This is a genomic window from Methylobacterium sp. 2A (genome assembly GCF_009806555.1).
Classification (GTDB): domain Bacteria; phylum Pseudomonadota; class Alphaproteobacteria; order Rhizobiales; family Beijerinckiaceae; genus Methylobacterium.
This window is the reverse complement of sequence record NZ_VUOK01000005.1, coordinates 48813-59597: the sequence shown is the minus strand read 5'-3', so window position 1 is coordinate 59597 and position 10785 is coordinate 48813. Positions and strand designations below refer to the sequence as shown.

Annotated in this window: 10 protein-coding genes; 8 read left to right on the top strand and 2 right to left on the bottom strand. The window is 71.8% G+C overall.

Annotation, left to right across the window (positions count from 1 at the left end):
• Nucleotides 1–2: 2 nt before the first annotated feature.
• Together FVE89_RS03575 and bchF are read right to left on the bottom strand one after the other, a co-directional pair.
• On the bottom strand, nt 3–1277 hold the full coding sequence (locus FVE89_RS03575) for a ferredoxin:protochlorophyllide reductase (ATP-dependent) subunit N (RefSeq protein ID WP_160532760.1): 1275 nt from the start codon (nt 1275–1277) through the stop codon (nt 3–5).
• Nucleotides 1274–1780: a 2-vinyl bacteriochlorophyllide hydratase gene (gene bchF / locus FVE89_RS03570; protein ID WP_160532759.1), complete on the bottom strand. Its 507-nt coding sequence runs from the start codon at nt 1778–1780 to the stop codon at nt 1274–1276. The genes FVE89_RS03575 and bchF overlap by 4 nt, the downstream gene beginning before the upstream one ends.
• Before the next feature lie 328 nt (nt 1781–2108).
• Between bchF and FVE89_RS03565 the strand changes: the two genes are divergently transcribed.
• The 8 genes from FVE89_RS03565 to FVE89_RS03530 all read left to right on the top strand — a co-directional run bounded on the left by FVE89_RS03565 (nt 2109) and on the right by FVE89_RS03530 (nt 10783).
• On the top strand, nt 2109–2996 hold the full coding sequence (locus FVE89_RS03565) for a cobalamin B12-binding domain-containing protein (RefSeq protein ID WP_160532758.1): 888 nt from the start codon (nt 2109–2111) through the stop codon (nt 2994–2996).
• 30 nt (nt 2997–3026) lie between these two features.
• The gene (gene ppsR, locus FVE89_RS03560) at nt 3027–4472 is read left to right on the top strand and encodes a transcriptional regulator PpsR (protein WP_342389974.1); all 1446 of its coding nucleotides are present in this window, start codon (nt 3027–3029) and stop codon (nt 4470–4472) included.
• Between the two features lie 336 nt (nt 4473–4808).
• A complete protein-coding gene (gene chlG, locus FVE89_RS03555; protein WP_160532757.1) occupies nt 4809–5693 on the top strand; it encodes a chlorophyll synthase ChlG in 885 nt (294 codons plus the stop codon).
• Complete coding sequence (locus FVE89_RS03550; protein ID WP_160532756.1) at nt 5693–7024, top strand: BCD family MFS transporter; 1332 nt, start codon at nt 5693–5695, stop codon at nt 7022–7024. The genes chlG and FVE89_RS03550 overlap by 1 nt, the downstream gene beginning before the upstream one ends.
• A gap of 4 nt (nt 7025–7028) precedes the next feature.
• Nucleotides 7029–8297 carry a geranylgeranyl diphosphate reductase gene (locus FVE89_RS03545; RefSeq protein WP_246730479.1) on the top strand — a complete coding sequence of 423 codons (1269 nt, stop codon included), beginning with the start codon at nt 7029–7031 and terminating at the stop codon, nt 8295–8297.
• Nucleotides 8294–8797, top strand: coding sequence for a TspO/MBR family protein (locus FVE89_RS03540; protein WP_160532755.1), 504 nt, complete (start codon nt 8294–8296; stop codon nt 8795–8797). The genes FVE89_RS03545 and FVE89_RS03540 overlap by 4 nt, the downstream gene beginning before the upstream one ends.
• Entirely contained in the window at nt 8797–9168 is a 372-nt protein-coding gene (locus FVE89_RS03535; RefSeq protein WP_160532754.1) for a hypothetical protein, read from the top strand. The genes FVE89_RS03540 and FVE89_RS03535 overlap by 1 nt, the downstream gene beginning before the upstream one ends.
• A 22-nt stretch (nt 9169–9190) precedes the next feature.
• The gene (locus FVE89_RS03530) at nt 9191–10783 is read left to right on the top strand and encodes a c-type cytochrome (protein ID WP_160532753.1); all 1593 of its coding nucleotides are present in this window, start codon (nt 9191–9193) and stop codon (nt 10781–10783) included.
• Nucleotides 10784–10785 lie beyond the last annotated feature (2 nt).

Sequence of the window (10785 nt, the reverse complement as noted above, 5' to 3'; positions counted from 1 at the left end):
CGCTACACCTCCAGCAGGGCGCGGCGCCGGAGCGGGCGCACGAACAGCGCGGCGAGGTCGCCGGCCTGCTCGTAGCCCTGCACCGGCGTGAACAGCAGCTCGATCGACCACTTGGTCGACAGCCCCTCCGCCTCCAGCGGGTTGGCGAGCCCAAGGCCGCAGATGGTCAGGTCCGGCCGGGCCGCCCGGCAGCGGTCCATCTGGTCGTCGAGGCTCTGCCCCTCGGTCACCCGCGTGCCCGCGGGAAGGAGCTCGATCTCGGCGGCGAGATGCCCCCGGTGCAGGTAGGGCGTCCCGACCTCCACGAGCGCGGCGCCGAGTTCCCGGGCGAGGAAGCGGGCGAGCGGCACCTCCAATTGCGAATCGGGGAAGAAGAACACCTGCTTGCCGCCGAGCTTTTCGCGATGGGGCGCCAGCGCGGTCTCGGCGCGGGCGCGGCCCGGAGCCGTGGCGCGCTCGAACGCATCGTCCGAGACGCCGAATGCCTCGGCGGCGGCAAGCAGCCAGCCGGTCGTGCCCTCGGCGCCAAGGGGGAACGGGGCCGCGAGCCGGCGGGCGCCGCGCTCGTCGAGGGCGCGGGCGGTCTCGGTCAGGAACGGCTGGGCCAGCAGATAGCGGGTGTTGCGGCCGACCGCCGGCATCGCGCCGGCCCGGCGGGCGGGCAGGAACCGGACGTCGCCGATGCCCATCACGGCAAAAATCCGAAAAAACTGGTCTTCGACGACGTCGGCCAGTGCCCCGACGATCAGGAGCGACGGCGCGGCCGTCTCGGTTTCGCGGGGCAGGTCCGGCACCAGGGCCGCGAGGCAGGCATCCTCGCCCTGGGTAAAGGTCGTCTCGATGCCGGAGCCCGAATAGTTCAGCACCCGCACCGGGTTCAGGCGCCCCGAGAGGCGCTGCGCCGCCCGGGACAGGTCGAGCTTGATCACCTCCGACGGGCAGGAGCCCACCAGGAACAGGAGCTTGATGTCCGGCCGGCGCTCGATCAGCCGGGTCACCACCCGGTCGAGCTCCTCGTTGGCGTCGGCGAGGCCGGCGAGGTCGCGCTCGTCGATGATCGCGGTCGCGAAGCGCGGCTCGGCGAAGATCATCACGCCGGCGGCCGATTGGATCAGGTGTGCGCAGGTGCGCGAGCCGACCACGAGGAAGAACGCGTCCTGGATCTTCCGGTGCAGCCAGACGATGCCGGTGAGCCCGCAGAACACGGCCCGCTGGCCCTGCTCCTGATGCAGGTCGATCCCGCCGCAGCCGGGCGAATGGGTGAGCGGCGCGTTCACGACAGCGCCTCCGCGAGGCGCGGTGCGGCCGTGCCGGAACCCTGAAGGCGCGCGGCCCGCAGCTTCAGCACGAACTGGCCGGCATTGACCACGTAGGTCGCGTAGGCCGCGAGCGCGAGGACGAGGAGCGCGTCGCCCCCGAGGGCGCCGGTGGCGAGCGCGGCGAGGTAGGCGGTGTGGAGCGCCAGCACCAGCATGCTGACCACGTCCTCCCAGAAGAAGGCCGGCGCGAACAGAAAGCGGCCGAACACCGCCTTCTCCCAGATCGAGCCGGTGACCATGATCGCGTAGAGCGCCAGCGTCTTCACCACGACCGAGGTCTCGGCGGCGGCCAGCCCCGCGCCGGTCGCCAGGGCGCGCAGCACCAGCACCAGACTCACCAGGAAGATCGCGAATTGCAGGGGTGCCAGGACGCCCTGCACCAGGGTCCAGGGCGACGTGTCGCGCCGGTGCCGTTCGGCTTGCGTGTAGAGCGGTCGTGCCGGCCGGTCCGCGGGACCCATGCATCCGCTCCCCTGATCTCGGCGGAGCCCGGGGCCGCGCCGTCGTCAGAGGCTAGGTCGCCGATCCCGGAAGTGTCAAGTGCGCTTGACGCTTCGGCGTCCTGACACTGATCTGTGATGTTTTTCTTGGTCCTAGATGATTGCCAAGTTCGTCAAGAAGCGTATCGTCTGGCTCGGCGACAGATTGGCCGGCGATAGGCCGGTGACTTGGCAGATCGCGTCGCGCGCCAGACAAAGACGAAGAATAGACGGGCGAGTAATCCCGCACCCGAAGGTGTGAGCGGAGCTGCCGGTTCGTCGGACCGGGGCCGTTTCAGGGAGGGTGCCGATGGGACACTGGAGGCATTTCGGCGAGCACCTGGAACTGGCTGCGGCCGGGTGCGGCGCGGTGGGCGATGTCGCACCGGCCTTCCGCGACCAACCCCTGGCATGGTCCGAGCCGGTGCGCCCGCTGCCCGACGTCCTCGCCCGGGTGATCGAGGGCGAGATCCTGCCCCGGCTGATGCTGGCCCACCGCCCGGGCGCCGGGCGCCGGGCGCCGGCCGACCGCGCGGTGACGCCGCAGGAGATCGCCGCCTTCAGCACCCTCCTCCTGGCTCCCGGGCCGGTCGATCTCGACGGCGAGATCGCGGCGTTGCGGGATGGCGGCCTGCCGCTGGCGCGGCTGCTCCTCGACCTGCTCGCCCCGGCGGCCCGGCATCTCGGAGCCCTGTGGGAGGAGGATGCCTGCGATTTCCTGGCCGTGACCGAGGCCCTCGGGCGGCTGCAGGCCATCAGCCGGCACCTCTGCCTTGAGCTGGAGAGCGAGGCGGCCCCGGTCGGCGGGCGCAGCGTGCTGCTCCTGCCCTGCCCCGGCGAGACGCATCGATTCGGGCTCTCGGTCGTGGCGAGCTTCTTCCGGGAGGCCGGCTGGGACGTGACCACGGCGGTGCCGGCACCCGGCCTCGATCCCCTCGCCCTGCTGGCGACCGACTGGTTCGAGGTTGTCGGCCTGTCGCTCTCCTGCGACGTCCTCCTGCCCGCCCTGTCTGAGACCGTGGCGGAGGTGCGGCGCGCCTCCCGCAATCCGGGGGTCCGGATCCTGGTCGGAGGGCCTTATTTCGCGCGCCATGGCGGCGAGGCGAGCATCGTGGGGGCCGATGCCTGCGCCCTCGACGCATGTTCAGCCCCCGCCGCCGCGGAAGCTTTGCTGGACAGACGGGCATTGGCCTGTTGAAAGGGTTGTCATCCACCCCCTCACATCACGGTGATCGTGACGCTTCAGCCTCACTCCACCCCCCCGGGACCGCCCGCGGTCCTGGACCAGGTGGCCGGCCACCTCGATGGCGAGGCGGTCGGGCGCATCGTCGCGGCGTCCGCCGATCTCTCCCTTGTGATCGACGCTGACGGCGTGATCCGCGACGCCTCGGTCGGCACCGACCTCGAGGCGGAGAACATCCCCGGCTGGCTGGGCCGGCGCTGGGTCGACACCGTGACGGTCGAGAGCCGGCCGAAGGTCGACGCCCTGCTGCGCGACGCCGGTCCCGAGGGCATCACCCGCTGGCGCCAGGTCAACCATCCCTCCCCCAGCGGCATCGACCTGCCGATCCGCTACGCGTCGATCCGCCCGGCGAAGGGCGGCCCGATCCTCGTGCTGGGGCGCGACATGCGGGCGGTGGCGGCCCTCCAGCGCCGCCTGATGGAGACTCAGCAGGCGCTGGAGCGGGATTACGAGCGCCTGCGCGCGGTCGAGACCCGCTACCGTCTCTTGTTCCAGATGTCCGGCGAGCCGGTTCTGGTGGTCGATGCCGGGACGAGGCGGGTGGCCGAGGCGAACCCGGCCGCCGCACGCCTGCTTGGCCGCCCCGCCAAGCGGGTCGCCGGCCAGGACGTGGTGGAGCTGTTCGACGCCAGCAGCACGCGGGCCCTGGAGGCGCAGTTCGCCGCCCTGCGGGCGACCGGGCAGGCCGGGGAGATCCGGGCCGCCCTGCCGCACGGGCGCGGCGAGGTCTGCGTCTCGGTCTCGCTGTTCCGGGGCGAGGGTGGCGCCAGCGCCCTGATGCGCCTCGTGGCCGACACGGCGACCGCCGAGGCCGGGACCGGCCAGGAGGTGCCGACCCAGACGGTGATCGAGGCGATGCCCGAGGGGTTCGTGGTCACCGATCCGGGCCGGCGGATCCTGACCGCCAATGCCGCCTTCCTGGAACTGGCTCAGCTCGCCACCGAGGGGCAGGTTCGCGGACGGACCGTGGATCATTGGCTCGGCCGCGACGAGACCGAGGCGCAGGCCCTGTTCGCGACGCTCGCCGATCACGGCGCGGTGCGGCGCTTCGCGACCGTCATCCGCGGCGCCTATGGCGGCCTGGAGGATGTGGAGGTCGCCGCCGTCTCGGTGGCGGGCGCCCGCCCCTGCCTGGGCTTCGCGATCCGTCCGGCCCCGCGCCGGATCGCCGAGGGCCGATTCGCCGGCGGGCGGGAGGTGCCGCGCTCGGTGGAGCAGATGGCGGAACTGGTCGGCCGGGTCTCGATGAAGACGCTGGTGCGCGAGACGACCGACCTGATCGAGAAATTGTGCATCGAGGCGGCCCTGCGGATCACCCGGGACAACCGGGCCTCGGCCGCCGAGATGCTGGGCCTCAGTCGGCAGGGCCTCTACGCCAAGATGCGCCGCTACGGCGTCGGCGATCTGGACGGGCCGATCGAGGCGGAGTGATCGCGGGGGGGCTCCTCTCCCGTGCGGGCTTCCGGATGCACGCATCTCCCTGAAGGAGAGAAGCGGTGCCGTTCCGTGCCGGCGAACCTACGGAGCTGGGGGCCGCAAAAGAAGCCGGCGACGCGCGGATTCGGACCGCACCCTTGGCCGCCCTCGGCCGCCATGGACGCGCCCTCCGACCGCATCGACCTCCCCGTCGGCACACGCGATCGCGCGACCATCTGCATATTGTATTCGCAATCTCTGGATGTATTCGCAGGACAAACCGCTCGGACGTTCCGCCGCGTCGTGTAAATCTGTCTTGACACTTTTGCGGCGCCCGGTAGCCTTCTCCGCATGGCCGCCACGCCCGCCCCGAGCGCAGTCATCGAGCTGCTCAAGCCGATCACGTGGTTCGCGCCGATGTGGGCCTTCGCCTGCGGCGTGATCTCGTCGGGTCAGCCGGCGCACGGCCAGTGGCCGGTGATCGCCGCCGGGGTGCTGCTCGCCGGGCCGCTGGTCTGCGCCACCAGCCAGGCGGCCAACGACTGGTTCGATCGCCACGTCGACGCGATCAACGAGCCGAACCGGCCGATCCCCTCCGGGCGCATCCCCGGCCGCTGGGGCCTCTATCTCGCCTTCGCCTGGACCGGGCTGTCGCTGGCCGTGGCCGCGGCGCTCGGTCCCTGGATCCTCGGGGCCGCCCTGTTCGGGCTGGTGCTGGCCTGGATCTACTCGGCGCCGCCCGTGCGGCTGAAGCGGAACGGCTGGTGGGGCAACGCCGCGGTGGCGCTCTGCTACGAGGGCCTGCCCTGGTTCACCGGCGCCGCCGTGATGGCCGCCGCCCTGCCGGACCGCCGGGTGCTGGTCGTGGCCCTGCTCTACGCCGCCGGCGCCCACGGCATCATGACGCTCAACGACTTCAAGTCGGTGGAGGGCGACCGGCGCATGGGGCTCCTATCCCTGCCGGTGCAGATGGGCTCGGAGCGCGCCGCGCGCTTCGCCTGCCTGGTCATGGCCCTGCCGCAGCTGGCGGTGATCGGCTTGCTCGTCGGCTGGGGGCGGTACTGGCACGCCGGGATCGTGGCGGCCCTGCTCGCCGGACAGGTCGCCCTGATGGTCCGGTTCCTGGAGAATCCCCGGGCGCGGGCGGCGTGGTACAACGGCACCGGCACCACCCTCTACGTCCTCGGCATGCTGGTCGCCGCCTTCGCGCTGCGGCCGCTGGTGGGAGGGGCGTGATGGCTTCCGATCCGGAGAGCGGCCTCTCCTGGCCCCAGATCGTCCGCCTCGGCCTCGTGCAGACGGCGCTCGGCAGCGTCGTCGTGCTGATGACCGCGACCCTCAACCGCGTGATGGTGGTGGAACTGGCCCTGCCCGCCTTCGTGCCGGGGCTGCTGGTCGCCCTGCACTACGCCGTGCAGGTGCTGCGCCCCCGCTGGGGCTACGGCTCCGACCGGAGCGGCCGGCGCACCGCATGGATCCTCGGCGGCATGGCGGCCCTCTGCCTCGGCGGCTTCGGGGCGGCCTGCGGCACCGCGCTCGCCGCCACGCATCTCGCCCTCGGGCTGGCGCTCGCCGCCCTCGCCTTTCTCTGCGTCGGGATGGGTGTCGGCGCCGCCGGCACCGCGCTCCTCGTGCTGCTGGCCGGCGGCGTCGCCCCGGCCCGGCGGGGGGCGGCTGCCACCGTGGTCTGGGTGATGATGATCGTCGGATTCGCCGTCACGGCGCCGCTCGCCGGCCACTTCCTCGATCCGTTCTCGGGGCTGCGGCTCGTCGCGGTGTCCGGCACGGTCTCGCTCGCCGCTTTCGGCGTCGCGGCGCTCGCGGTCGCCGGGGTGGAGCGCCGCCTGCCGACCCGGGCCCCGGAGCCCGCCGAGGCGCGGCGGCCGTTCCTCGCCGTGCTGCGCCATGTCCTGGCCGATCCGGTGGCCCGGACCTTCACGGTGTTCGTCTTCGTCTCGATGCTGGCCTACAGCGCCCAGGAGTTGATCCTGGAGCCCTATGCCGGGCTGGTCTTCGCCATGAGCCCGGGCGCAACCACCAAGCTCACCGGGCTCCAGCACGGCGGGGTGCTGGCCGGGATGCTGCTGGTGGCGGCCGTTACGCTCGCGGCCCGCGGCACCCCCCTCGCCTCCCTGCGGCTCTGGATAGGCCTCGGCTGCGCCGGCTCGGCGGCTTCGCTCTTCACCCTGGCGGGCGGCGCGGGTGCCGGCTCGGACTTTTCCCTGCGGGCGACGGTCTTCGCCCTCGGGGTGGCCAACGGCGCCTACGCGGTCGCGGCGATCGGCGCGATGATGGCGCTCGCCGGACGCGGCGACGCGCGCGAGCGCGGCACCCGCATGGGCGTCTGGGGCGCCGCACAGGGCATCGCCTTCGGGGCCGGCGGCTTCCTCGGGGCGGTCGCGGTGGATGCGGTGCGGCTCGTGACGGCCGAGCCGGTCCAGGCCTACGCGGCGGTGTTCGCCGCGGAAGGCGTGCTGTTCCTCGTCGCGGTCGCCCTGGCGGCCCGGCTCGAATCGTCTCCGGCACCGGGCGCGGTATCGCTCGATCCTGCCTTCAGCGCGAGGTGACGCCATGGCTCGGTTGGATGATGGCCGCCGCCTTGCCCCTCCCCCCTCTGCGGGAGGAGGGAGAAGCGGCGGCGGCGAAGCGCTCTACGACGTCGTGGTGGTCGGCGGCGGTCCCGCCGGCGCCACGGCGGCGACCGACCTCGCCCGGGCGGGCCATACGGTGCTGCTCCTCGACAAGCCCGGCCGGATCAAGCCCTGCGGCGGCGCGATCCCGCCCCGGCTGATCCGCGATTTCGCCATCCCCGACTTACTCTTGGTCGCGAAGATCCGGTCCGCGCGCATGGTGGCGCCGAGCGGCAAGGCGGTCGACATGCCGGTGGGCGAGGGCTTCGTCGGCATGGTCGATCGCGAGCTTTTCGATCCGTGGCTGCGCGCCCGGGCCGAACAGGCCGGCGCCGAGCTGCGTGAGGCCGCCTTCGAGACGATCACCCGGCCCGATGACGGGCGGGCGCGCGTCCATTTCACCACCGGCACGGGCGCGGCGCTTGCCCGCCACGCCGTCCGGGCGCGCCTCGTCATCGGCGCTGACGGCGCCTGCTCGCCGGTCGGCCGGGCCGAGGTGCCGGGCCACGACCGGATGCGGCAGGTCTTCGCCTACCATGAGATCCTGCGGGTGCCGCAGGCCGGTGCCCCGGGGGCCGGATCGGTCGAGGCGACGCGCTGCGACGTCTACTACCAGGGCCGCCACTCGCCGGATTTCTACAGCTGGATCTTTCCGCACGGCGACACGCTGAGCATCGGCACCGGCAGCGCGAAGAAGGGCTTTTCCCTGCGCTCCTCGATCCGCGCCCTGCGCGCCGCCACCGGCCTCGATCAGGCCGAGACCGTGCGGCGCGAGGGCGCCCCCCTACCCCTCAAGCCCCTGAAGCGGTGGGACAACGGCCGCGACGTGCTGCTGGCGGGCGATGCGGCCGGCGTCGTCGCACCGGCCTCCGGCGAGGGCATCTACTACGCGATGCTGGGCGGGCGTCTCTCCGCCGAGGCCGCGAAGGTCTTCCTGGCAACCGGTGACGTCCGGGCCCTCGCGCGCGCGCGGAAAAGCTTCATGAAGCTGCACGGCCGCGTGTTCTGGATCCTCGGGATGATGCAGTGGGTCTGGTACCGCAGCGATGGGTTGCGCGAGCGCTTCGTCTCGATCTGCCGCGACAAGGACGTGCAGCAGCTCACCTGGGACAGCTACATGAACAAGGAGCTGGTCCGGGCGAGGCCCGCCGCCCACGCGCGGATCTTCTTCAAGGATCTCGCGCATCTGTTCCGCTGGGTCTCACCGTGACTCTTTTGGAACCTGGCGCCGGCTGGGCGCCGCCTGCGGTGGCGGCACTCGCGGCCGTGCTGGTGGCGTTGGCCGGCGGTCTCGCGACCCGGACGGATGCGTGGTACCGGCGCCTGCGGGTCCCGGCCTGGAAGCCGCCGGACTGGGCCTTCGGGCCGGTCTGGACCGTCATCTTCCTGCTCACCACCATCGCCGCCGTGATGGTCTGGAATGCCGATCCCGATCCGGCCGCAAGGGGCGTGCTGCTCGCCGCCTACGCGGTGAACGGGCTGCTCAACATCGCCTGGAGCGTGCTGTTCTTCCGGTTCCGCCGGCCGGACTGGGCGCTCGCCGAGGTCGCCGCCCTGTGGCTGTCGATCGCCGTGCTGGTCCTGGTCACCGGTCGCGTCGCCACCGCGGCGGGGCTCCTGAACCTGCCCTATCTCGCCTGGGTCAGCGTCGCCGCCTGCCTGAACCTGCGGATCGTGCGCCTGAATGCGCCCTTCGGGGAGCCCGCGTGATGGCGGATTCCCTCGCGTCGGCGTTCGCATCCTGGTTCGCCTCCGGCCGGATCATCGACGCGATCCTGCTGCTCGTCGCGGGCGAAGCGCTCCTCCTGGTCTGGATCGCCCGCCGGAGGGGGCTGCCGCTGCCGTCCCTGCTGGCCAATCTCGCCTCCGGAGCCGCGCTGATGCTGGCCCTGCGGGCGGCGCTGGTCGGGGCGGGCTGGGTCACGGTCGCCGGGTGGATGCTCGCCGGACTTGTCGCCCATCTGGCCGATCTCAACCTCCGGTTCCGGGCCGCCACGGCACAACGCCGCAGCCGGGACAGGGCCGGAACAACGCCGCAAACGGCCGCGTTCACGCGCGTCCCCCGCTTGAAACAACTCTAAAGTCCGCTTGGGAGAGGATGCCATGAAGCGCACGAACGCCCTCCCCTCCGGATGGGCCTCCGCCCCGATTCTGGCGAGCCTGATCCTCGCGACGCCCGCTTTGGCGCAGGACGGGTCGTCCGATCAGATCGAGCGCGGCAAGTACCTCGTCACGATGGGCGATTGCGCGGCCTGCCACACGGCGCCGGGCGGCAAGTACCTCGCCGGCAACTACGCCCTGGGCATGCCCTTCGGCACGATCATGACCCCCAATCTGACGCCCGACAAGGAGACCGGGCTCGGCAACTGGAGCTACGAGGACTTCGACCAGGCGTTCCGGCACGGCTACAGCAAGACTGTCGGCTATCTCTATCCGGCCTTCCCGTTCGGCTGGTTCACCAAGGTCACCGACGACGACACCAGGGCGATCTGGGCCTACCTCCAGTCCGTCCCGGCGGTGAACGAGAAGCGGCAGGAGAGCCAGATCCCGTTCCCGTTCAGCGTCCGGACGGCCCTGGTGACGTGGCGGACCGCCTTCTTCACGGACGAGCGCTTCAAGCCCGATCCGAACGCCAGCGCGGAGGTCAACCGCGGCGCCTACCTCGTGGAGGGGCTCGGCCACTGCGCCATGTGCCACAACGAGAACAAGCTCGTCGGCAATTCGAGCTTCGCGGGCCGCTTCGGCGGCGGCGTGATCGATGGCTGGTACGCGCCCAACATCACGCCCGACGGCCACCAGGGCATCGGCGCCTGGACCGACGAGCAGGTCGTGACCTACCTCAAGACCGGCACCGCACCGGGCGACCGGCCGGGTGTCGCGGCCGGCCCGATGCGCCAGACGATCATGGAATCCCTCTCCAAGGTGAAGGAGGAGGATCTGAAGGCCATGGTCGCGTATCTCCGCACGGTCCCCGCCAAGCAGACCTACAAGCCGAAGGACCTCGCGGTGTTCGACACGGCGGGTGCGCCCGGCGCCTCGACCTACCTGACCTACTGCTCCTCCTGCCACCAGCCCGACGGCAAGGGCATCCAGGGCGCGGTCCCGGCGCTCGCCGGCAACACCTCGGTGATGTCGGACGGACCCGAGACGGTGCTGCGGGTGATCTACGGCGGTCTCGCGGCCCAGAGCGGCCTCGCCCCGATGGTGGCGATCGGCCAGCAGATGACCGATGTCGAGGTGAAGAACGTCACCGACTACATCCGCAATTCCTGGGGCAACAAGGCGCCGCCTGTGACCGGCGACAAGGCCTCGGAGGCGCGGGCCGCCACCAAGACCATGCTGGCCGGCACCGCGCCCTGCGCCGAGATCGAGCAGGACAAGCTGAAGGCCGCCTTCGACCAGCTCGGCGTGCAAAACTCCCTGAAGGGCGTGAAGCAGCAGGATTTCGTGCCGACGCTCGTGCGGCTGGTGCCGCAGATCAAGGGCGCCTCCACGGGCGCCACGGACGACGACATCGTCAATGCCCTCACGACCGCCTTCTGCAAGGTCGGCCGCGACGATCCGCAATACGGCAAGCCGAGCTGGCCCGCCGTGATCGGCACCTTCGCCAACGTCGCCTACAGCCAGGTGAAGAACCCGGAGAAGCAGGCCACGAACGTGCCCGCGGCCATCACGCCGCCGACCGGCAAGCCGTGAGG

Excerpts from the sequence above, each read along its gene's own strand:
- bchF (WP_160532759.1), bottom strand. The coding sequence starts at position 1,780 with ATGGGTCCCGCGGACCGGCCGGCACGACCGCTCTACACGCAAGCCGAA.
- FVE89_RS03565 (WP_160532758.1), top strand. The coding sequence starts at position 2,109 with ATGGGACACTGGAGGCATTTCGGCGAGCACCTGGAACTGGCTGCGGCC.
- chlG (WP_160532757.1), top strand. The coding sequence starts at position 4,809 with ATGGCCGCCACGCCCGCCCCGAGCGCAGTCATCGAGCTGCTCAAGCCG.
- FVE89_RS03550 (WP_160532756.1), top strand. The coding sequence starts at position 5,693 with ATGGCTTCCGATCCGGAGAGCGGCCTCTCCTGGCCCCAGATCGTCCGC.
- FVE89_RS03545 (WP_246730479.1), top strand. The coding sequence starts at position 7,029 with ATGGCTCGGTTGGATGATGGCCGCCGCCTTGCCCCTCCCCCCTCTGCG.
- FVE89_RS03535 (WP_160532754.1), top strand. The coding sequence starts at position 8,797 with ATGGCGGATTCCCTCGCGTCGGCGTTCGCATCCTGGTTCGCCTCCGGC.
- FVE89_RS03530 (WP_160532753.1), top strand. The coding sequence starts at position 9,191 with ATGAAGCGCACGAACGCCCTCCCCTCCGGATGGGCCTCCGCCCCGATT.